This window comes from uncultured Tateyamaria sp., from assembly GCF_947497045.1.
In the GTDB taxonomy this organism is placed as follows: Bacteria; Pseudomonadota; Alphaproteobacteria; order Rhodobacterales; family Rhodobacteraceae; genus Tateyamaria.
On record NZ_CANMEU010000017.1, the window covers coordinates 1 to 21,246 of the forward strand.

Sequence of the window (21,246 nt, forward strand, 5' to 3'; positions counted from 1 at the left end):
GCCATCGCACGTTCACATTAGCGACTGATATCGACGTCTTCCTCTGCGAACCACATTCGCCGTGGCAACGTGGGTCAAACGAAAACACAAACCGTTTGCTGAGACAGTATTTTCCAGAAGGAACGGATTTGTCGATGCATAGCCAAGCGAAACTGAGCGCGGTTGCAAGACAGCTCAACGAACGACCTCGAAAGACATTGCAATATCAAACACCAGCGGAGAAGTCCGCAGTGTGCGTTGCGTCGATCCGTTGAAACCGCCGCTCAAAGGTGCCATTCGCCAACCCCCTCACTTCAACTGCGAGTCCTTCGACCCCCGTCGATTGATCCCACCGCGCCCCTTGAACGCGGCATCGCGCTCGGCCACGCAATCGACGCACAGCTTCACCCCGGGCAGAGCCGCGCGGCGCGCTTCGGGGATTGGTTCTTCGCATTCGGCGCAATATTTCGCGCTTTCCCCAACCGGTGCCCGGCGTGCCTTCATCCGCGCCAACTCGTCTGAAATCGATGCCTCGATCTGTTCGCTGACCGCGCCGTCCTTGGCCCATCCGCCCGCCATATCTAGCCCCTCGCCTTGGCAAAAACCGCATCGATCACCGCCTGCGTGCCGCGCGCATCCTCAAGCCGCCAGGGATAGGGCGTCCCCTCGCGCAGATGCGCGCAGAACGCTTCGACCTGCAAGACGTAGTGATTGACGCCGGGAAACCGCTCTTCGGTGATCGAGGACGGGCGGCCACCGCCATGCACATTCTTTTGCAGTTCCAACCGGGCCGTGCCGAAGCCACCCGCATTGAACGGAGCCGTCAGTTTGATCACGCCGCCAGAGCCGAAAAACGTCATCTCCTGATAGGGATGCATGCGCATCGAGGTGACCCAATGCGCGCCGAACCCGTCAAAGCGCGCAGCCACGCGGGCCAACACATCCACGTCGTTCTCGAAATCCACATCGGCATGGGTGATCTCGACCGGGTCCTGCCCACTGAACCACCGGGTCGCCCCATAGGTATAGACACCGATATCCGGGATGCCGCCGCCCCCGGTTTCGGGGCGGTTGCGCACGTTGGCGGTGTCGGCCCCGTTGTCATAGCAAAACATCGCATCCACGTGGATCAGCTTGCCAATCTCGCCTTCCCGATAGAGCGCGCGGGCCCGCTGCCATTGGGGGTGATGCACGATCATGTAGGCTTCGGTCGCAACCAGGCCGGAGCTGTCGCGCGCCTCGATCAGCGCGTCATAGTCAGACGCCACCATCGCCATCGGCTTTTCACACAATACGTGCTTGCCTGCCGCCAACGCCTTCAACGACCACTCGACATGCAGATGGTTTGGCAGGGGGATGTAAACCGCATTGATGTCTGGATCGGCCAGCAGCGCGTCATAATCGGTATACACCTTCAAACCGGGGCAAAATGCGGAAAACGGCGCGGCTTTGGCCGGGTCCGATGTCGCCAAGGCGTACAATTCCGCCCCGTGGGCTGCGTGAATTGCCGGGGCCATGTCCTTGCGCGCAAAGTTGCTCGCCCCCAAAATTCCCCATCTGACCGGCTTTGACATAACGCCCCCTCAAGGCTGAACACCTTTCAGCATATCACCCAATGGCAGTATCGCAACGGACCCGGCCCATCCCCGTTCTTCCCCTCGCAGGAACGCCCGGCCTGCGCCAAAACGAAAAAAGGCCCCGCACATCGGCAGGGCCTTGTCTATTTGGCGTGCAAAAAGGGTCAGGCGGTCGCCAGCAACCCTTTGGATTTCGCAATCTCGCGCATCCTCTTTTGCAGCTTTTCAAAGGCGCGCACTTCGATCTGGCGGATCCGTTCACGGCTGACGTTGTATTGCTCGGACAGCTCTTCGAGGGTGACGACCTTATCGGCCAGACGGCGTTGCGTCAGGATATCCCTTTCACGCTCGTTCAACACATCCAGTGCCTCGGCCAGCATCTCGCGGCGCACTTCCAATTCGTCCTGCGCCTCGTAGTCACCTGCCTGATCGGCGCTTTCGTCCTCAAGCCAGTCCTGCCACTGCATCGTGCCTTCGCCTTCGGACCCGACGGTGGCGTTCAGCGAGGCATCGCCCCCCGACAAACGGCGGTTCATCGAGATCACTTCGGCTTCGGTCACACTCAGATCATTGGCAATGCGTGCCACGTTTTCAGGGCGCAGGTCGCCTTCTTCCAGTGCACCGATCTTGTTCTTGGCCTTGCGCAGGTTGAAGAATAGCTTTTTCTGGGCCGATGTGGTGCCAAGTTTGACGAGGCTCCACGAGCGCAGGATATATTCCTGAATCGAGGCGCGGATCCACCACATCGCATAAGTCGCAAGTCGAAAGCCCTTTTCAGGGTCAAAACGTTTGACGGCCTGCATCAGACCCACATTGGCCTCTGAAATCACCTCGGCCTGAGGCAGCCCGTAGCCGCGATAGCCCATGGCGATCTTTGCGGCCAGACGCAGGTGGCTGGTGACCATCCTGTGGGCCGCTTCGGTGTCTTCCTTTTCAACCCACGCCTTGGCCAGCATGTATTCCTCTTCCGGCTCAAGCAGGGGAAATTTGCGGATTTCCTGCATATAGCGGTTCAAACCACCCTCGGGGGTGGGTGCGGGCAGATTTGCGTAATTGGCCATAATGTCCCTCCTGGTGCCCCTCAAACCTTTCATGTTTAGAGGCTTAACATTGAATATGGGACGGCGATCGCACCCTTTCAAGGCACGAGGGTCGTCGATTGTCAGGATATTGGCACGCTCAATCCTGAATGTGCAGCCCCCTGCCCGACCCTCACGCGCACGTGCTGATCGTTTCAGAAAACGGGGCCGCATGGCGATGTCGCACAGCCAAGCTAATGAAAGTTTAACGCAACAGTCCCAAAAGCGTTTCAAAGTCGTCGGGCAGCGGGGCCTCGAATCGCATCTGTGCGCCGCTGATCGGATGGTCAAAGCCCAACACAGCCGCATGCAGGGCCTGACGCCCAAATGCGGCCACGGCAGCCGCTGCCGCATCACTCAGCGCTCCGCGTGCCAATTTGCGCCGCCCGCCATAGACCGGATCACCGACCAGCCCATGCCCGGCATGGGCCATATGCACGCGAATCTGGTGGGTGCGCCCCGTCTCGAGCCAGCATTCGATCTGGGCCAACACCTCGGGGTTGCCATAGCGTTCGACCAGCCGCGCCCGCGTCACCGCATGCCGCCCCCCCTGAAACAAAACCGCCTGTCGCTGCCGGTCGGTCTTGTGACGGGCCAGTTGCGTGGTGATCTTGAGCACGTTTCCGGGTTCGAAATTCGTCCCCTTGATCCCGCGCAAGCGCGGATCGGCCGCATCCGGTGCCCCGTAGACCAGAGCGCGGTAGTACCGCTCGACGGTGTGGGCCGCAAACTGATCCGCCAGCCCGTGATGGGCAGCGTCGGATTTGGCCACCACCAAAAGGCCGCTCGTGTCCTTGTCGATCCGGTGCACGATGCCGGGGCGTTTCATGCCCCCGACCCCGGACAGGTCGTCGCCACAGTGATGCATCAGCGCGTTCACAAGCGTGCCCGAGGGCGATCCGGGTGCCGGATGCACCACCATGCCCGCCGGTTTGTTGACCACGATCAGGTCCGCATCTTCGTATACGATCTCAAGCGGGATATCCTCGGGCGCGATGTGGCTGTCCTGCGCTTGGGCAACCGTGACCTCGATCTGCGCGCCCTCAGCCACGCGCACCTTGGGGTCAAGCGTTACGACCCCATCGACGGACACCGCCCCGGCGGCCACCAGACGGGCGAGCCGGGTGCGCGACAGGGCCGCCCCCTCTGGCACGTCGCGCGCGATGGCCTTATCAAGGCGCGGCGGGGGTGCCTCGCCGATCACAAAGGATATGGTGTTGGACGACATCGAAACCCCTATCGAACCGGCCAATCTGCGGTTCCTGCGCCGGTTGGTGACGGTGCTGACCGTCATTATGATTTTCGGCGTTCTAACGGTGATTGCCTTGCTTGTCATCCGCCTGAACGCCGATCCCAAGCCGATGGTGCTGCCCGAACAGGTGACATTGCCTGACGGGGCGACCGCGACCGCCTTTACCGTGGGCTCGGACTGGTTCGCGGTGGTGACGCAGGACGACACGATTCTGATCTTTGATCAGGTAACGGGCACGTTGCGCCAGACCATTACGCTGGACCAGCCTTGAAAAAAGGGGGGGTGGTACCACCTCCTGGTCTCGAACCAGGGACCTCTTGATCCACAATCAAGCGCTCTAACCTACTGAGCTAAGGCGGCACTGGGGCTGAGATACCTCTGAGGTGGCGCGATTGCAAGACCGTGAAAACCAGAAAAAGCGTCAGAACCGGTAGGTCCATGTCTGTTCGACCAAATCCTGACCAAAGGACTGGACGGGGCGGCTGTCACCCAACTGCCAACCTGTGCGCGCGTAAAGAGCGCAGGCGGCGCGGTGGCTTTCGTGGGTCCACAGCTGCATGCCGCGATACCCCTTGGCCTGGGCATAGCCCATGCACTGCGCCAGCAACTTGGCCCCAACCCCCTGCCCCCGCGCCTCCGGCACCAGCAGGAACAGGCGCAGTTTGGCGGTCTGATCATCCAGCCGGACACAAAATATCGACCCAAGGCGGGTATCACCGACCTGCGCGATCCACCCTTGCTCGCAGGTGGGGTCGTGATCGGCATTGAAGCCATCGAGAATTTCGCGCACCAGCACGCCGAAACTGGCGTCAAACCCCTCGGCCTGCGCATAGAGCCGGTCGTGTTGTTCAACCAGCCAGTCGGTGTCATCCGGGCGAAAGGGGCGTAGGGCGATCGGGCTCATGGCCCTATCCTGCAACCCGCGATCTTGCCTTTCAAGGGGCCGCGCGATAGCACAGGTTCTTCAGAGCCAGAGCGGAGGCGACCATGGGTATCAACAGCGAACGCGATATTGAGGCAAACATGCAGATCGGCCCCACCGATCAGGGCATGGTGCGCATATATATCGAAGCCAAAGGCGTTGAAATCCCCATGGATTTCGACCCCGAAGAGGCCGAGGAAATCGCCGACGAAATCCGCGCCGCAGCCAAGGCGGCCCGCGCCGTCTGATCACCGTTCAAGGGGCCTTGATGGTTTCCAGCGCGCGGTCCGCTTCCGGCACGTTCAACGTCGACCACGTATCATCGCGCGGCGGCGACGGGGGGGTGTCGCAGGCGCGGCGATGGATGTTCACCTTGGCGATGAAATTGGCAGAGATCGGCGCGGTCACGAACAGGAACGACATGATCAGCAACTCGTGCATCGATGTCTCGCCAAGCATGTAGGAATGCAGCATCGACGCCAGCAAAAGCGAGCCGATCCCCACGGTGCCCACCTTGGTCGGGGCGTGCAGGCGGGTCATGGAGTCGTTGAACTTGAGCAGCCCGATCACCCCCACGATGGCAAAACCGGACCCGATCAGCAGGAAAACGGCAACGGCATATGTCAAAATGATCTCGATCATTCGATAATGTCCCCCCGCAAGATGAACCGCGCCAGCGCGACCGTGGACACAAATCCCAGCATCGCAATCAGCAGCGACACCTCGAAATAGATCTGGACGCCCTGATAGATCCCAAGCAGCACAACCAGCCCAAGCGCGTTGATCACCATCGTGTCCAGCGCCAGAATGCGATCACCCGTCGTCGGCCCCATCACAAGGCGGACCATCGACAGAACCTGCGCCAGCACGATCACCACAAAGGCGATAATCAGCGCGACGTCCATGAATTCAGTGGCAGCACTCATGCGAAAATCTCCTTGAGGCGGGCCTCGTAGCGGGTCTTGATCTCGTCCCGGACCCCGTCGGGATCATCGGTGTGCAACACATGCACGAGCAGCGAATGCCCCTCATCCGACAAATCCGCCGAAACGGTGCCCGGCGTCAGGGTGATGGTGCCTGCCAATACCGTGATCGCCTCGGGCTGGCGCAAATCCAGCGGAACCACGATCCAGGCGGGTTTCAGCTTGGCATTCGGAACGGTCAGAACGATCCACGCAACCTGGACGTTAGCCACCAAAATGTCCCAGATCACCATGATCGAGTAGCTGAACATCTTGCCCAGATGGAACCCTTGCGGCGTGTCGGGCCACCACACGGCCGTCATCCAAGGGATGATCACACCCAAGATGATCCCAAACACCACCATCCCGGCAGAGATCTGATTTTGCAACAAAATCCAGACCACCGCCAACAGCAGGGTCAGGAACGGGTGCGGCAGAAGCCAACGGAATGCACGGGTCATATCAGTGGTCCTCCTTGTCGGCAGCCTTGTCAGTGTCGGGTTTGCTCAGCTTGCCCGGCGTTCCCACGACCGTCTCGATATAGGCCCCCGGCGCAAACAGATCGCGCGCCATGGTGGTTGCGTACCCATGCACCACGCCTGCAAACACGGTGTGCAGCCCAAGCAGCGCGACCAGCCCGCCGACCGCCACATAAGACAGCGGCGCGGGACGCGGCAGCGGCGTTTCATCTTCGGGGGGGGCGACACTGTGCGCTTTCCAGAACAGGATGCTGCCTGCGCGCGCGAACCCCAGAATACTGATCAGGCTTGATGTCAGAACGACCGCCCAGATCCAGACCACAAGGTCGGTGTCAAAGGCGGCATTCAGCACCAGCAACTTTCCCAGGAACCCCGAAAGCGGCGGCAGACCCGCCATTGCAATCGCCCCGGCAAAGAACAACCCGGCTGTCAATGCGGCACCCGCCATCGGGGCCTGCGAGGTCAGCTGCAAATCCGCACGTGAACAGCGCACAAGATCCACAATCAGGAACAGCGTGGCCCCGGCAAGGGTCGAGTGGATGATATAATACAGCGCCGCCGCAATCCCTTCGGGCGTGAACAGCGCGATTGAGATCATCACCATCCCCATCGACCCGATCACCGAGAAGGCCACCAGCCGGTCCAGCTTTCTCGCGGCCAGCACGCCAATCATACCGATGGCGAGCGAGACCAGCGCAGCAGGCAGCAGCCACACATCATGCAGGCCCTGCGTCACCTCAAGGTCCGGTGAAAAGATCAGCGTGTAGACCCGGATGATCGCGTAGGCTCCCACCTTGGTCATAATCGCAAACAGGGCGGCCACGGGTGCAGGGGCCTCGGCATAGCTTGAGGGCAGCCAGAAATGCAGCGGCACAAGCGCGGCCTTGATCGCAAAGACCAGCAGCAACAGCACAGCGGCCACACGGATGCCCACGGTTTCCTCAGGGGTGATCAACCGCACCCGCTCGGCCAGATCGGCCATGTTGAGCGTGCCCGTCTCGGCGTAAATCGCCCCGAGCGCAAACAGGAACAGGGTCGATCCGATCAGGTTGAACAACACATATTGTACGCCCGCGCGCAGCCGGTCATTGCCGCCCGCATGGATCATCAACCCATATGAGGCGATCAGCAGCACTTCGAAAAAGACAAACAGGTTGAACAGGTCGCCCGTCAGGAACGCACCCATGATCCCCATCAACTGAAACTGGAAAAGCGCGTGGAAATGCCGCCCCCGATCGTCCCACCCGGACCCGATTGCATAAAGCAGCACAAACAGACCCAGCACTGCCGTCAGCAGCACCATCATCGTCGACAGTCGATCACCCACCAGCACGATGCCAAAGGGCGCGGCCCAATCACCAAGCTGATAAAGGGTGACGGTCCCGTCCGAGGCTTGCCATGCAAGCCCTGCGGCGACAGCGATCAGGGCCAGCACACCCACGACCGAGAACACCCGCTGGATGCCGATATGATAGCGTGCCGCCAGTACGATAAAGGGCGCAACAAGTGCGGGCAGAATGACGGGTGCAATAATCCAATGGGTCATGGCCGGCCCTCCGACGTATCTGCATCCGCTTCGGGCTGGTCATCCACGTGATCGTCGTCGGACCCCAGATAGGCCCCAAGGCCGATCATCACGACCACGGCCGTCATCCCGAACGAAATCACGATGGCCGTCAGCACAAGGGCCTGCGGCAGCGGGTCTGCATAGCGGGTGATGTCATCGCGCAGAATGGGCGGCGCGCCGATGGTGAGGCGGCCCGAGGCAAACAGGAACACGTTCACCGCATAGGTCAGCAGTGAAATGCCCAGGATCACCGGAAACGTGCGCAGGCGCAGCAACAGATAAAGGCCCCCCGCGGTCAAGATGCCGATGGCGGATGCGACAAGCAGTTCCATATCACAAGCCCCCCTGTGCAGCGGGGGTGCCGGGCACCGGATCATCATCGCGCGAAGGGTCGATATCCATCGGATGCTCGCTGTCGGGCACATGGGCACGCCGCGCCAGACGCGAGAAGCTCTCGAGTGACAGCATCACCGCCCCCACCACGGCAAGGAACACGCCAAGATCAAACAGGGCGGCGGTGGCGAGCTCGAACTCGTTGAAAGGCGGAATGCGCACATAGGTGAAGTCCGAGGTCAGGAACGGCTTGCCCACGAACCACGACCCGATACCGGTCAGCCCAGCAATCAGCACACCCGCGCCAATGACCCCGTGATAGGGATAGCGCAGACGGGCCGAGGCCCAGCTGAACCCGCTGGCCATATATTGCATCACGACGCCGATGGACACGATCAGGCCCGCGATAAAGCCCCCGCCCGGTTCATTGTGTCCCCGCAAAAAGATGTAGAAGCCGACCATCAGCACAACCGGCATGATCACCCGGGTAAGGACAACCATCATCATCGGATGCGCATCCCCGGCCCGCGCCACATCCGGCGTGCGGTTCAGCAGGCGCGCGCGCACGGGCCCGCCCAGTAGTGTTTCCGTCAGCGCATAGATCAGCAGGGCCGCGATCCCCAGAACGATGATCTCGCCATAGGTGTCAAAGCCACGGAAATCGACGAGGATCACATTGACCACGTTCGTACCGCCGCCGCCTTTATAGGAATTGGCCAGATGGAACTCCGAGATTGGCCCGGTCACCGCATCACGCAACAGGTAGTGATAGGCCAGCCCAAAGGTCGCAAGCCCCCCGAACAGCGCAATTGCGGCGTCGCGCACCCGGCGCAGCACGGTACTTTCGACCGGGGTATGATTGGGCAGGAAATTCAGCGCCAGAAGCAACAGGATGATCGTCACCACCTCGACCGTGAATTGGGTCATCGCCAGATCCGGCGCGCTGAAAAAGACAAAACCGATGGAGACCATGAGGCCGACAATCCCGATCAGGATCAGCGACAAAAAGCGGTTGCGGTGCAGGAACACCATCCCGATTGTGGCGGCAACCAGCATGGCCCACCCGGCCACGGAAACAGGGGTCACGTCCTGCATCACGCGGGTGGCGGGGCCGACGGTGCCCGTGCTCCACGCGTGAAAGCCAAGGACAACGATCACGACCGATCCAATGGCCGCGTAACGCGAAAAGGCCCCGTTGTGCAAAGGCAGGATCAGGCGGCGCGCGAGGCCCGCCACGGCCTCGACCAGCGCCTCAAAGATGATCTTGGCCTCGGGGCGCGGGGCGCGATCCCACAGCCGCAGTGCGGGATTGAAGATCGCCAACAGGACAAACCCACCCACAACCGCCACCACCGACAGGAACAGGGCGGGCACCAGCCCGTGCCAGATCTTGAAATAGGCCTTGGGCACTTCGGCCTCGCCGCCAAGGACGGATGCGGTGACCATTTTCACAAACGGCTCGGCCAGAAAGGGCGCGACGCCGATGGCGACAACCGGCACCACCAGCAACGCGGGCGGCCCCCACAGGCCAAAACCCGGATCATGCGGCTTGGACGGATAGTCGTCACGCACAGGGCCAAAGAACGTGTGCCCGATCAGGCGGAAACAGTAGGCGGCGGAGAAAACGGAGCCGAATGTGGCGAGCGCAGGCACCAGCCACGGCACGTCGAACAGGACCGTATGCGTCGCTTCCTCAAGCATCATTTCCTTGGACAGAAAACCGTTCAGCAGCGGAATGCCCGCCATCGACAGGGCCGCGAGCACGACAATGACGAAGGTGATCGGCATGAGGGTGCGCAAGCCGCCAAGGCGGCGAATATCGCGGGTATGCGTCTCGTGATCGACGATGCCCGCGGACATGAACAGCGCCGCCTTGAACGTCGCATGGTTGAGGATATGGAACATTGCCGCCATCGCTCCAAATGCCGTCCCCGTGCCCAGCAACATCGTGATCAGCCCCAGATGGGACACGGTCGAAAACGCCAGCAGCGCCTTGAGGTCATGTTTGAACAGCGCGATGATCGCGCCCAGCACCATGGTGATCAGCCCCGCCGTGGTCACGATCACAAACCACTCAGTCGTGCCCGACAGCACCGGCCACATGCGGGCCATCAGGAATATCCCGGCTTTGACCATCGTGGCAGAGTGCAGGTAGGCCGACACAGGCGTGGGGGCCGCCATCGCATGCGGCAGCCAGAAATGGAACGGGAACTGCGCGGACTTCGTGAAACAGCCCAGCAGGATCAGGATCAACGCGGGCACATAAAGCGGGTCCGCCTGAATCAATTCGCGGTTTTGCAAGATCACACTCAGATCATAACTGCCCACGATCTGACCAAGGATCAGCATGCCCCCGATCATCGCAAGGCCGCCCATCCCCGTGACGGTCAGCGCCATACGCGCGCCCTGCCGGCCTTCGGGCAGGTGTTTCCAATAGCCGATCAGCAGGAAGGAGGACAGCGACGTGAGCTCCCAGAAAATAAGCAAAAGCAGTATGTTATCAGACAGAACAATCCCAACCATCGCGCCCTGAAACAGCAGCAGATAGGTGAAAAACTGCCCCATATTGTCGTCGCGGCTCAGGTAGTGGCGCGCATAGGCGATGATCAGCAGCCCGATGCCAAGGATCAGCAGCGCAAAGAAAAAGCCAAGCCCGTCAAGCATCAGCGTGAAATTCAACCCCAGCACGGGCATCCAGTCGACGCGGGCCATCACAACCTCGCCCGCCAGAACCGTCGGCAGATTGGTGAGCAGACCGATAAAGGCCGCCAACGACACCGTGAACGTGACCCCGGCGCAGGCAGAGCGCCCCGCAGGGTTCATAAGCCCAGGCAGCAATGCACCAAAGAATGGAAGAGCAACGATAAAGAAGAGGGACACGCGAACTCCTGCGGCGATGGTCTTTCAGTCTGGCATAACTAGCGCCCACATCATCACAGCACGGGCCAAAACCCATGCTGTTTGCGGAAAACGCGCGTATCCAATCCCATCTAGACGTATTCAAATAGGCTTGTCACCCAAGATGGGACGATTTCGCGCCGTCTCCATACCGGATTTTTGGTAGGCGGTCGGTTTTTATCAATGAAATCACCACGCCAGCCCTGCGCCGGGATCGCGCAGGCCGTGCAAACGGCGCGCCGCATGGGTTGCGAATTTCTGCACCATGACCTTGCGCCGGGCGGCGGCAAGCTTGTGTTCGGGGCCCATGCGGATGATCTCTGCGTCATAGGCATCCGCGATGATCAACCCGCTGTCCTCGGGCAGCAGATCAACGGGGAAATCACTGTCAACCGCCCAGAAAAACCGGTCGCACCACTCCAGATAGCCCTCCCATTTGTGGTCCGTCATAAAGTCCGCACGGCTGGATTTGCATTCCACCACCCAAATCTCGCCCTTGGGACCCAATGCCATGACGTCCACGCGCAGACCGCGTGCGGGTACCAGTTCTTCGACCGTGACCCAGCCAAGGCTCGCCAAATGGCGCGACACGCCCCGCGCGAGCATCTGGCCCGGCATCATCACTGAAAGGTCCTGTGCGCTTTGCATACGCCCAAGATACGAACAAACCCTGAACAAAAGCAAGTGCGCGTTCAGCCCCTTGGCGATCCGCCCACCCCGCCTTACGTTAACGGATCATTCACGAGGGACCTTTATGACCAACGACACCCGCCTCAGCGACACCCAAGCGCGTGGCGTGCGCTATGCCCGCGAACTCGAAGGGCACCTTGGCTGGCTCGACACCTTTTCAGGCACGGCACTTGGGGTGCTGGCGGTTGCCTCAGGCATCTACACCTATCTCGGGGTGTCCTCGTTGCTGGACGAAAACGGCGCGATGTCGGTATTCGCGGCCATCGCCTATTCGGTTGCGGTGTCGGTCGGGATCTTTGTGTTCTGGTCCTACATGATGCGCCTGTTCCCCGCGGTCCGCTCGGCGCAGGCGCGCGTCGGGCTGATCCTCACCATGGGTGTCGGCTCGCTTGCGATTGTGGCGATGTCATCCTGGCTGAATGCGGCCGCTCTGGCCGGATCGGCCGCCGTGGAACAGCACCTCGCCAAGACCGTGCAGGATTATCAAAACAGCCTTGAGCGGGCGCATGAGGTCGCTATTACCGCCCAATCGCTGGAACGCGACGTGGCGCGCACCCGCCAATCCTTTGAGGATCTGTCCGAGCAGGAAGCGGCGGGTGCCTTGTCGGGCCTCGCCGGGCGCGGTGCCGTATTCCGTGTGTTGCGCCAGAAGGCGGCGGAGTTGTCGGGTCTTGAGGGCCAGATCAGCGCGCAGACCCCGCTGGTGCAATCTGCCTTTGCCGAGGGCAACGCGATACTCAGCCGGATGCGGGCGCTTACTGTCGAACCCGGTCCTGTCGAGGCGCGCAGCGTCGAGTTTTCCGAACAGGCCGTGCGTCTGGCGGGCTTGATCACACAATTGCGCCAGCTTTCTATCGCGCCGCTGGTCGAACGGGCCGCGCAGGACCTTGCCGCCTCGGTCGTGCTGCCCGAACTTGATGGGCAAACCGAAGCAGGCCGTGTCGATCAGGCCGCCACAATCACGTCTGTCCTCGAAGTGTTGGCACAACGCGCCACGACGCTTGAACGCGCCGCCCAAGCGGTGCAGGCCCAGCAACCACCCGCAGACGTGACCTATACGCCCATCTCTTCAGCGGATGCGGTGATCCTTTATGGGCGCAACTTCATCCCATCCTGGGCGGGTGCCATTGCGATTGACCTGCTGCCTGCGGTGCTGGTCTTTATCGTCGCGATCACTCAATCGGCGATCCGGGGCGGACGCGAAGGTACTGCCATCGAAGACACGCTGACGCTGGCCGAACTGCGCGCCGCGCTGGCCGCCGCACGCGACGTCGAAACAGCCATGACCGATCACGAAACGCACGCTGTGCCCCCCGACATTCCCCGCCCGACCAAGACCAAGGCCGCCGAATGAGCGACGAGGCGACCAAGCCCCGCAGCCCGGTGGCGCGCGTGCTGATGGGCGTGCTGATCTTTCAGCTTGGCCTTGGCGGCCTGCTGATCCTTGGGGATATGCAAGGGCTGCGCCTGCCGAGCTTCGGACCAGACGCGCCGCGCCTGACCGAGCCTGTGAGCCCGGGCGATCAGCGCCGCACCTTTCGCCCTGACCGGGACCGTCCCACCGTGCAGCCCGCCCGCGACCCCGGTGATTTGCCCGACCGACTGGTCCTGACACAGACCGAGGGCGCAACCTATCGGCTCGAGGGCGGCATTCGCGCAGGGGACGCCCCGCGCCTGATCGGATTGATCAACGCCGCTGATCCGGCCCCGGAAACGCTGATCCTGCAATCCCCCGGCGGGTCGGTCAGTGACGCGCTTGATCTGGGCCGCCACATCCGCGCCCAAGGGATGACAACCCAGATGCTGTCGGGCGAGTTCTGCCTCTCTGCCTGCCCCTACTTGCTCGCCGCCGGGACCAGCCGCGACATCGACGCGGACGCCACTGTGGGCGTGCATCAACACTATTTCGGCGAAAACACGTTCCTGCCCGCCGCCTTCGCGGTCGAGGATATCCAGCGCGGACAGGGCGAGGTGATGACCTATCTGGACGAGATGGGGATTGATCCGCTGGTGATGCGACACGCCCTTTCCACACCGCCCGACGAGATTTACGTGCTCTTGCACGAGGAATTGGCCCGTTACGGGTTCACGCCGCCCGACAGCTAGGTTCAGTAAAAGCGGCGCTTGACATGATACCAAAAGGTATCTAATTAAATGATACCAAATGGCATCATTTAGCGGAACCCCATGAGCGATCCCACACAATCCACCTTTCGCGCCCTCGCCGATCCAACCCGGCGCGACATCATCCAGCTGTTGCGGCGCGAAGCGATGACCATCGCCGAGGTCAGCGCGCGCTTTGACATGACGCGGGCGGCTGTGAAAAAGCACCTGACGGTGCTGAGTGACGGCGGGCTGATCACGGTCGAGGTGCGGGGGCGCGAACGGATCAACCGGCTGAACCCCCAAGGGTTGGCCCCTGTGCTGACCTGGCTGCAAATCTTTGACCAGTTCTGGGATGACCGCCTGTCAGACCTCAAATCCGCCATCGAAAAGGACATCCAATGACCGACACCGTTCTGCGCAAAACCATCTTTCTCAAGGCCCCCCGGCACTTGGTGTGGGATTATCTGACCCAGCCCGAGCATCTTGCCAAATGGTTTCATGCGCCCAAGGTGCCCCTTGCGGCGGGTGAACCGCTCGAGATGTTTGGCACCACCAGCGGCGACAAGCTGATCTGGGGCGAGGTGCGTGTGGCCGACGCACCCGGTCATCTGGAATACAGCTTTACGGTGGGGCCCATGGGTGATGCGGTCAGCACGGTCAAATGGACCCTGACCGAAGTGTCGGGCGGCACGCAACTTGCCTTGGAACACAGCGGGTTGCCTCAAGGCGAGGAGGCATTTGGGCTGACGCTCGCGCTGGACAAAGGATGGGACGATCACCTCATGCAGATGCGCGGCCACATCCACGACGATTAAGTGGGGTGCCACCCCGACGATCAGGCGGGGCACAACGGCGTCGATTGCACCCGACCTGCCCTTGCCCCACCCTGCGCGCGCACCTATGTGAGAGCGTGACGGGTTCTGCCCTTCTCGTGACAGGTTGCATTCCGGTGGCCTTAAGCAATTCCGAGGGCGCTGGCTCTGTCCGGATCCTGGTCCGGTTACCTGGCACCCACCTGTACATACAGGTCCTCGGGAATGAGAGAACCAAACGGTTGTGGTGGTTCCCGTCATCCAATCACCCACGCACACCACCCGTTTGTCCGTGCGCAATTGCGCCAGCGGGGCGGGCGGGTATGCTGCGCCCAACGTGATCGTCGGAGCGCACCCATGTCCATCAGACCCACCCTCGAGACCCGCCAGGCCATGCCCACCATGGAAGGCGCCGGCGTGCATCTGCACCGCGCCTTCGGCTTTCAAGACCCAAGCGAGCTTGACCCGTTCCTGCTGTTTGACGATTTTCGCAACGACATCCCGGCGCATTTCGAAAAGGGGTTTCCGTGGCACCCGCACAGGGGCATCGAAACCATCACCTATGTGCTTGAGGGCACGGTGGAACACGGGGATTCGCTTGGCAATCAGGGCACCCTCGGGGCGGGCGATGTGCAGTGGATGACGGCAGGGTCGGGCATCCTGCATCAGGAAATGCCGCAGGGCAACGCGCGCGGACAGATGCACGGGTTCCAGTTGTGGGGGAACCTGCCCGCGGATCAAAAGATGACCGCACCGCGCTATCAGGACATCACCAGCGCGGATATTCCGGTGGTGACAGACGATGACGGCACGCGCGTCAAAGTGATCACCGGCAGCTTTTGGGGGCTGACAGGGCCGGTGGACGGGATCGCCGCCGATCCGCAATACCTCGACATCACATTGCCCGCAGGCGTGAAAAAGACCTTTACCATCGACACCTATCGACGCGCATTCGCCTATGTCTTCGGCGGGGCGGCAGCCTTTGCCGATGCCTCAGCCCCCGCAGGCGTGCTGCTGGAAAAAGAAGTGGCAGGCCATGAGCTCAACATTCGGGATTTGTCAGGCGACCGCACGTTGATCCGGTTTGGCACCGGGGATGAGGTCACAGTACAGGCCGGACCGGAAGGCGCACGCTTTCTGCTGATCTCGGGCGCGCCGATTGACGAGCCGGTCGCATGGCACGGCCCCATCGTGATGAACACCCAAAGCGAGTTGCAACAGGCCATGCGCGATCTGCAAAACGGGACGTTCATCAAACCTGCACATTAGGGCCCATCCCAAGGGTCGGCGGGTGGGCGCCTTTGAGCGTCCGCTCAAACAGAGCCACCCGGCGCGCCGACCAAGCGGGTCACCATCTGGCAATACTGGTCCTGCACATCGCCCAGACTCAGCCGCCCGTCAGGGCGAAACCATGTGGTGACCCCCGTCAGCATCGCGATCACCGCCAATGTCGCCACCTTGGTATCGCCGACATCGAACAGCCCCCCATCGACACCTGCGCGCAGGATGTCCTCCAGCACCGTCTCATATTGACGGCGCAAGGCTTCGATGGTGGCAAAGTTGTCCGGCTCCAGATTGCGCAACTCCATATAGGCGATGAACACCGCGTCCGGGCGGGCATGATGGAAGCTGATGTGAAACCGCACAAAGCGATCAAGCTGAACGGGGGCCGATACCGCGGAATCCCGGCGCATGTCGGCGAGCAGTTCAACCATGTGGTTGCGCATCAGCTCGAACAACAGGGTCTGCTTGTCGGGGGTGTAGTTATAAAGCGCGCCCGCCTGCACGCCCACCTCGGCCGCGATCTGGCGCATGGACACAGCCGCAAACCCGTGGCGGGCAAACAGGCGCAAGGCCGCTTCGCGCACACGCGGGCCAGTAATATCGGAATGGGATCCTGCTGTGCGCGCCATGGGCAAGATTTAACTGAACAGGCGTTTAAATCCAAGCACCCTCATGGGCGAACAACCCCAAGCCACGCTTGCTTGCGCGCGCGCCATGGTGCATCACCACCGCAACCCATTCCCGAACCAGGACCCCGCCAGATGCGCGCCACCTTCCTGATCCTTGCCTTGACCCTTGGCGCATGCGCCCAGTTTCCCGAACTTGATGGCGTGATCTCGCCGGATGTGGAAAACGCGAATTTCCCCACCCTGATCCCGTTCGAGACATTCGAGGCCCAGGCCGCACCCGTCGTCACGAATCCTATCGACACCACCAAAACGCTTGAGGCGCGGGTCGCGTCCTTGCGCGCGCGGGCACAGTCCTTGCAAAGTCGACCTATCGTTGACGCCGCAACCCGGCGGCGCATCGAGGACCGGCTCGGCTGATCCGGCGCGCGGGCACCCAAGGGGCAATTGCACCGCCCGGCGGAACCCGCTACATCGCCAGAAATGCCGCGCATCGCGCTCTGCTGCAAAAGGATTCCGCCATGAACACTCCTCTGCGCCTTGGTATTGCGGGTCTGGGCACCGTCGGGGTCGGCGTGGTCAAGATCGTACGCCAACACGCCGCCCTCCTGGGCGCGCGCACCGGACGCGAGATCATTATTTCAGCCGTCAGCGCGCGCAGCCGCGACAAGGATCGGGGCGTAAACCTGTCGGGATATGCCTGGGAAGATGACCCCGTGGCACTCGCCACCCGCGACGATGTGGACGTCTATATCGAGCTGATGGGTGGTACTGACGGCCCTGCCAAAGCCTCGGTCGAGGCCGCGATTGCGGCGGGCAAGGATGTGGTCACCGCCAACAAGGCCATGCTCGCGATCCATGGTCAGGCGCTTGCCGAAGCGGCCGAAGCCGCCGAGGTCTCATTGCGCTATGAAGCGGCGGTGGCCGGCGGCATTCCTGTGATCAAGGCCCTGACCGAAGGGCTGGCGGGCAACCAGGTTACCCGGATCGTGGGTGTGATGAACGGGTCGTGCAACTACATCCTGACGCGGATGGAAAGCGCCGGGTTGCCCTATGCGGACGTGTTCGCCGAAGCCGATGGGCTTGGCTATCTTGAGGCGGACCCGCAGCTGGATGTGGGCGGGATTGATGCGGCGCACAAGCTGGCGATCCTGTCGGCCATCGCCTTTGGCACCCGCGTCGATTTCGACGGGATCGAGCTTGAGGGGATCGAGCGGGTCAGCATCGACGATATCCGGCAAGCTGACGACATGGGCTACAAGATCAAGCTGCTTGGGGTGGCACAGAAGACCGGGCGGGGGCTGGAACAGCGGATGATGCCCTGCCTTGTGCCTGCGACCTCACCCATGGGCCAATTACAGGGCGGCACCAACATGGTCGCCATCGAAGGGGACGCGGTGGAACAGGTGGTTCTGCGGGGTCCCGGTGCAGGCGAAGGACCCACAGCTTCGGCTGTGATGGGCGATGTGTGTGACATTGCACGCGGTTTGCGCCTGCCCGTCTTCGGCCAACCCGCCACAGGGCTTGAGGCAGCGACGCGCACCACATCCCTGTTGCCCGCGCCCTATTATCTGCGCACCAGCCTCGTGGACAAACCCGGCGCACTGGCCAAGATCGCCACCGTCCTGGGCGAAGCGGGGGTCAGCATCGACCGCATGCGCCAATACGGTCACGACGACACGACAGCGCCCGTGTTGATCGTGACGCATAAATGTACCCGCGCAGCCCTTGATACGGCCCTTGCGGCGATGGACGGCACGGGCGTGCTCGCCTCCGAACCGGTTGTGTTGCGCATCGAATCCGTCTGAACATGTCTGATATTTTCACGAAAAGGATTTTACCATGACCGCCACTGCACAATTTCAGGACCGCCTGCTGTCACTGGGCCTTGCCCGTGTGTCCGAAGCCGCCGCCCTCGCCTCGGCCCGTCTTGTCGGGCATGGTGACGAAAAGGCCGCTGATCAGGCAGCTGTCAATGCGATGCGCGAGCAGCTGAACCTGCTGGATATCGCGGGCGTCGTGGTGATCGGCGAAGGCGAACGGGACGAGGCCCCCATGCTTTATATTGGCGAAGAGGTCGGCACCGGAAACGGCCCCGGGGTGGACATCGCGCTCGACCCGCTTGAGGGGACAACGCTGACCGCCAAGGACATGCCCAACGCGCTGACGGTCATTGCGATGGGGCCGCGCGGCTCGATGTTGCATGCCCCGGATGTGTATATGGACAAATTGGCGATTGGGCCGGGCTTTGCCACCGACACTGTCACGCTTGAGATGGATCACGCCACGCGGGTTCATGCGCTGGCGAAAGCGAAAAACTGCACAGCCTCCGACATTACGGTCTGTATTCTGGAACGCCCCCGCCATGCGGCGATGATCGCCGCCGTGCGTGGCACGGGCGCGTCAATCCGGCTGATCACGGATGGCGATGTGGCGGGGGTCATGCACTGCGCCGATCCCTCGACGGGAATCGACATGTATATGGGCGAAGGTGGCGCACCCGAAGGGGTGCTGGCGGCCGCCGCACTGAAGTGCATGGGCGGCCAGATCTACGGCAAGTTACTGTTCCGCAATGATGATGAGCGGGGCCGTGCGGCCAAGGCCGGGATCACCGATCTGGACCGGATCTATGCGCGTGACGAGATGGTAACGCAGGATGTGATCTTTGCCGCGACGGGTGTGACGTCGGGGTCGTTGCTGGCTGCCGTGCAGCGCGAACCGGGCTGGCTGACCTGCGAGACCTTGTTGATGCGCTCCAAGACCGGATCGGTGCGCCGCATGAGCTACCGCACCCCGACCCACACGGTGTGAGCCTTGGGCGGACGACAACGTCCGCCTTACGGGGATCCCGTCATCTGTGACACTGCTTGGTGCCTCCGGCGGAGGTATTCTTGGCGAAAGGAAGGGGGGCAAATGGCATTTTTGGATGTGGAGCAGTCCCTCACGGGGCGGCGATGGGTTGGCCCTGACGCTGACCTCAGCCGCGCGGCTGAGGCCTTGGCCCAGCAAAGCAGCCTGCCCCGCCCCGTTTGTCAGATCCTGGCCCGGATGGGTGTGGATGCTTCTGAGGCTGCGGCCTATCTGGCGCCGACTTTACGTGCATTGATGCCCGACCCGCGCAGTTTGCGGGACGTGGAACCTGCCGCCGCGCGTCTTTTGGCGGCTGTTCAGCAGCGCCAGCGCATTGCCGTCTTCGCCGATTATGACGTGGATGGGGGCAGTTCGGCGGCGTTGCTGATCACCTGGCTACATGCGCTTGGCCACAGTGCGACACTTTATGTCCCCGACCGGATAGACGAGGGGTATGGCCCCAACGAGGCCGCCATGGCAGACCTTGCCGCGCGACATGATCTGATCATCTGCGTAGATTGCGGAACCTTGTCGCACGCCCCGATTGACGCGGCCGTGGGGGCAGATGTGATTGTGCTGGACCACCATTTGGGGGGCGAAACCCTGCCCCCGGCCCTGGCTGTCGTGAATCCGAACCGGCAGGATGAAGACGGGGCCCTGGCGCATCTTTGTGCGGCGGCGGTCGTGTTTCTGGTCTTGGTCGAGGCCGGGCGGCAGATGCGCGAGGCCGGCACGCAAGGGCCCGACCTGATGGCGATGCTAGATCTTGTCGGACTCGCGACCGTTGCGGATGTGGCCCCTCTGATCGGGGTGAACCGGGCCTTTGTGCGCCAAGGGCTGACCGTCATGGGACGGCGGGATCGGCCCGGTCTGGTGGCGCTGGCGGACATCGCAGGGATGGACACAGCCCCCACCCCCTATCATCTGGGCTATATGCTGGGGCCGCGGATCAATGCGGGTGGGCGGATTGGTCAGGCCGATCTGGGTGCACGTCTGCTCAGCACTCAGGACCCCCACGAAGCCGAAGCGCTGGCCAAACGGCTCAACGCTCTGAATGCGGATCGCCGCGAGATTGAGGCAACGGTGCGCGCCGAGGCCATCGCCCAAAGCGAGGCGCGCGGAACAGATGGCGCACTGGCCTGGGCTGCGGGTGCGGGATGGCACCCCGGTGTGGTGGGGATCGTGGCCGCACGGCTGAAAGAGGCAACAAACCGCCCCTCCATCGTGATCGGGATCGAGAACGGGATCGGCAAGGGGTCGGGGCGATCGGTGTCGGGCATTGATCTGGGCGCACCGATCCAACGGCTGGCCGCCGAGGGGCTGCTGATCAAGGGCGGTGGGCACAAGATGGCTGCGGGGCTTACCGTGGCAGAAGACAAGATCGAGGCCGCAATGGCGCGGCTGAGCGAGTTACTGGCGCGTCAGGGGGCGGACACGCTTGGGCCCGCCGACCTGCGATTGGATGGGGCCTTGATGCCGGGGGCGGCGACCATCGAGTTGCTGGAACAGATCGACGCGGCAGGCCCGTTCGGGGCGGGGGCCCCTGCGCCGCGCTATGCGTTTTCCGGCATGCGCGTCCTGAATGCGCGCCGGGTCGGGGAAACCCATCTGAAAGTGACCTTTGGCGAGACCGGGGGCGCGCGGTTGGATGGAATTGCGTTCGGGGCATTTGATAGCCCGCTTGGGCCTGCGCTGATGGGGCATGGGGGGGCGCCATTTCACCTTGCGGGACGGTTGGAGATCAACAGTTTCCGGGGCCGCCAATCCGTGCAGTTAAGGCTGGAAGACGCGAGCCCGGCCTAGGCCGACAGAAGTTGGGAACTCCGCAAC

Annotated in this window: 25 protein-coding genes, 1 tRNA gene and 1 other RNA gene; 13 read left to right on the forward strand and 14 right to left on the reverse strand. The window is 62.2% G+C overall.

Going from position 1 to position 21,246, the window contains the following annotated elements:
• Positions 1 to 254, forward strand: a 254-nt coding sequence (locus Q0859_RS20125) for an IS30 family transposase (RefSeq protein ID WP_299154695.1), incomplete at its 5' end; no start/stop codon positions are given.
• A 34-nt stretch (positions 255 to 288) separates the two neighbouring features.
• On the opposite strand, the gene Q0859_RS20130 is transcribed toward Q0859_RS20125, so the two are convergent.
• The 4 genes from Q0859_RS20130 to Q0859_RS20145 all read right to left on the reverse strand — a co-directional run bounded on the left by Q0859_RS20130 (position 289) and on the right by Q0859_RS20145 (position 3,863).
• Positions 289 to 558: a DksA/TraR family C4-type zinc finger protein gene (locus Q0859_RS20130; RefSeq protein WP_299154697.1), complete on the reverse strand. Its 270-nt coding sequence runs from the start codon at positions 556 to 558 to the stop codon at positions 289 to 291.
• 2 nt (positions 559 to 560) lie between these two features.
• Positions 561 to 1,553: a Gfo/Idh/MocA family oxidoreductase gene (locus Q0859_RS20135; protein ID WP_299154699.1), complete on the reverse strand. Its 993-nt coding sequence runs from the start codon at positions 1,551 to 1,553 to the stop codon at positions 561 to 563.
• Between the two features lie 167 nt (positions 1,554 to 1,720).
• Complete coding sequence (gene rpoH / locus Q0859_RS20140) at positions 1,721 to 2,617, reverse strand: RNA polymerase sigma factor RpoH (RefSeq protein ID WP_299154701.1); 897 nt, start codon at positions 2,615 to 2,617, stop codon at positions 1,721 to 1,723.
• Between the two features lie 223 nt (positions 2,618 to 2,840).
• Positions 2,841 to 3,863, reverse strand: coding sequence for an RluA family pseudouridine synthase (locus tag Q0859_RS20145; RefSeq protein ID WP_299154703.1), 1,023 nt, complete (start codon positions 3,861 to 3,863; stop codon positions 2,841 to 2,843).
• Between Q0859_RS20145 and Q0859_RS20150 the strand changes: the two genes are divergently transcribed.
• On the forward strand, positions 3,862 to 4,158 hold the full coding sequence (locus Q0859_RS20150) for a DUF6476 family protein (protein ID WP_299154808.1): 297 nt from the start codon (positions 3,862 to 3,864) through the stop codon (positions 4,156 to 4,158). The genes Q0859_RS20145 and Q0859_RS20150 overlap by 2 nt on opposite strands.
• A gap of 12 nt (positions 4,159 to 4,170) precedes the next feature.
• Here the strand turns inward: Q0859_RS20150 and Q0859_RS20155 are convergent.
• Together Q0859_RS20155 and Q0859_RS20160 are read right to left on the reverse strand one after the other, a co-directional pair.
• A tRNA-His gene (locus Q0859_RS20155) sits at positions 4,171 to 4,247 on the reverse strand.
• Positions 4,248 to 4,308: 61 nt separating this feature from the next.
• Positions 4,309 to 4,791, reverse strand: coding sequence for a GNAT family N-acetyltransferase (locus tag Q0859_RS20160; protein WP_299154704.1), 483 nt, complete (start codon positions 4,789 to 4,791; stop codon positions 4,309 to 4,311).
• An 83-nt stretch (positions 4,792 to 4,874) separates the two neighbouring features.
• Between Q0859_RS20160 and Q0859_RS20165 the strand changes: the two genes are divergently transcribed.
• Positions 4,875 to 5,057, forward strand: a complete 183-nt coding sequence (locus Q0859_RS20165) for a DUF6324 family protein (RefSeq protein WP_299154706.1) — start codon at positions 4,875 to 4,877, stop codon at positions 5,055 to 5,057.
• Positions 5,058 to 5,064: 7 nt separating this feature from the next.
• Here the strand turns inward: Q0859_RS20165 and Q0859_RS20170 are convergent, their stop codons facing one another.
• From Q0859_RS20170 to Q0859_RS20200, 7 genes are all read right to left on the reverse strand, one after another.
• A complete protein-coding gene (locus Q0859_RS20170) occupies positions 5,065 to 5,451 on the reverse strand; it encodes a Na+/H+ antiporter subunit G (RefSeq protein ID WP_299154708.1) in 387 nt (128 codons plus the stop codon).
• Positions 5,448 to 5,735, reverse strand: coding sequence for a K+/H+ antiporter subunit F (locus tag Q0859_RS20175; RefSeq protein ID WP_299154710.1), 288 nt, complete (start codon positions 5,733 to 5,735; stop codon positions 5,448 to 5,450). Before Q0859_RS20175 ends, Q0859_RS20170 begins: the two co-directional genes overlap by 4 nt.
• A complete protein-coding gene (locus Q0859_RS20180) occupies positions 5,732 to 6,232 on the reverse strand; it encodes a Na+/H+ antiporter subunit E (protein WP_299154712.1) in 501 nt (166 codons plus the stop codon). Before Q0859_RS20180 ends, Q0859_RS20175 begins: the two co-directional genes overlap by 4 nt.
• A 1-nt stretch (position 6,233) precedes the next feature.
• Positions 6,234 to 7,796 carry a monovalent cation/H+ antiporter subunit D gene (locus tag Q0859_RS20185; protein ID WP_299154714.1) on the reverse strand — a complete coding sequence of 521 codons (1,563 nt, stop codon included), beginning with the start codon at positions 7,794 to 7,796 and terminating at the stop codon, positions 6,234 to 6,236.
• Entirely contained in the window at positions 7,793 to 8,149 is a 357-nt protein-coding gene (locus tag Q0859_RS20190) for a Na+/H+ antiporter subunit C (RefSeq protein WP_299154716.1), read from the reverse strand. The genes Q0859_RS20185 and Q0859_RS20190 overlap by 4 nt, the downstream gene beginning before the upstream one ends.
• Before the next feature lies 1 nt (position 8,150).
• Complete coding sequence (locus tag Q0859_RS20195; protein ID WP_299154718.1) at positions 8,151 to 11,030, reverse strand: monovalent cation/H+ antiporter subunit A; 2,880 nt, start codon at positions 11,028 to 11,030, stop codon at positions 8,151 to 8,153.
• 207 nt (positions 11,031 to 11,237) lie between these two features.
• On the reverse strand, positions 11,238 to 11,696 hold the full coding sequence (locus tag Q0859_RS20200; protein ID WP_299154720.1) for an MmcB family DNA repair protein: 459 nt from the start codon (positions 11,694 to 11,696) through the stop codon (positions 11,238 to 11,240).
• A 106-nt stretch (positions 11,697 to 11,802) separates the two neighbouring features.
• Between Q0859_RS20200 and Q0859_RS20205 the strand changes: the two genes are divergently transcribed.
• From Q0859_RS20205 to Q0859_RS20230, 6 genes are all read left to right on the forward strand, one after another.
• Positions 11,803 to 13,092, forward strand: coding sequence for a hypothetical protein (locus Q0859_RS20205; RefSeq protein WP_299154722.1), 1,290 nt, complete (start codon positions 11,803 to 11,805; stop codon positions 13,090 to 13,092).
• Positions 13,089 to 13,844 carry a hypothetical protein gene (locus Q0859_RS20210; protein WP_299154723.1) on the forward strand — a complete coding sequence of 252 codons (756 nt, stop codon included), beginning with the start codon at positions 13,089 to 13,091 and terminating at the stop codon, positions 13,842 to 13,844. Before Q0859_RS20205 ends, Q0859_RS20210 begins: the two co-directional genes overlap by 4 nt.
• Before the next feature lie 81 nt (positions 13,845 to 13,925).
• Entirely contained in the window at positions 13,926 to 14,246 is a 321-nt protein-coding gene (locus Q0859_RS20215) for a metalloregulator ArsR/SmtB family transcription factor (RefSeq protein ID WP_299154725.1), read from the forward strand.
• Positions 14,243 to 14,659: an SRPBCC domain-containing protein gene (locus tag Q0859_RS20220; protein ID WP_299154727.1), complete on the forward strand. Its 417-nt coding sequence runs from the start codon at positions 14,243 to 14,245 to the stop codon at positions 14,657 to 14,659. Before Q0859_RS20215 ends, Q0859_RS20220 begins: the two co-directional genes overlap by 4 nt.
• A 99-nt stretch (positions 14,660 to 14,758) precedes the next feature.
• A non-coding RNA gene (gene ssrS / locus Q0859_RS20225) (6S RNA) lies at positions 14,759 to 14,914 on the forward strand.
• Between the two features lie 99 nt (positions 14,915 to 15,013).
• Positions 15,014 to 15,925, forward strand: coding sequence for a pirin family protein (locus tag Q0859_RS20230; protein ID WP_299154729.1), 912 nt, complete (start codon positions 15,014 to 15,016; stop codon positions 15,923 to 15,925).
• Positions 15,926 to 15,969: 44 nt separating this feature from the next.
• Here the strand turns inward: Q0859_RS20230 and Q0859_RS20235 are convergent, their stop codons facing one another.
• Positions 15,970 to 16,569 (reverse strand): TetR/AcrR family transcriptional regulator, encoded by a 600-nt coding sequence (locus Q0859_RS20235; RefSeq protein WP_299154731.1) that lies wholly within the window; start codon positions 16,567 to 16,569, stop codon positions 15,970 to 15,972.
• Positions 16,570 to 16,701: 132 nt separating this feature from the next.
• On the opposite strand from Q0859_RS20235, the gene Q0859_RS20240 reads away from it, so the two are divergent.
• From Q0859_RS20240 to recJ, 4 genes are all read left to right on the forward strand, one after another.
• The gene (locus Q0859_RS20240) at positions 16,702 to 16,986 is read left to right on the forward strand and encodes a hypothetical protein (RefSeq protein ID WP_299154733.1); all 285 of its coding nucleotides are present in this window, start codon (positions 16,702 to 16,704) and stop codon (positions 16,984 to 16,986) included.
• Positions 16,987 to 17,087: 101 nt separating this feature from the next.
• Positions 17,088 to 18,374, forward strand: coding sequence for a homoserine dehydrogenase (locus Q0859_RS20245; protein ID WP_299154735.1), 1,287 nt, complete (start codon positions 17,088 to 17,090; stop codon positions 18,372 to 18,374).
• Between the two features lie 34 nt (positions 18,375 to 18,408).
• Positions 18,409 to 19,377 (forward strand): class II fructose-bisphosphatase, encoded by a 969-nt coding sequence (gene glpX, locus Q0859_RS20250; protein WP_299154740.1) that lies wholly within the window; start codon positions 18,409 to 18,411, stop codon positions 19,375 to 19,377.
• A 102-nt stretch (positions 19,378 to 19,479) separates the two neighbouring features.
• On the forward strand, positions 19,480 to 21,219 hold the full coding sequence (gene recJ, locus Q0859_RS20255; RefSeq protein WP_299154743.1) for a single-stranded-DNA-specific exonuclease RecJ: 1,740 nt from the start codon (positions 19,480 to 19,482) through the stop codon (positions 21,217 to 21,219).
• Positions 21,220 to 21,246: the final 27 nt, after the last annotated feature.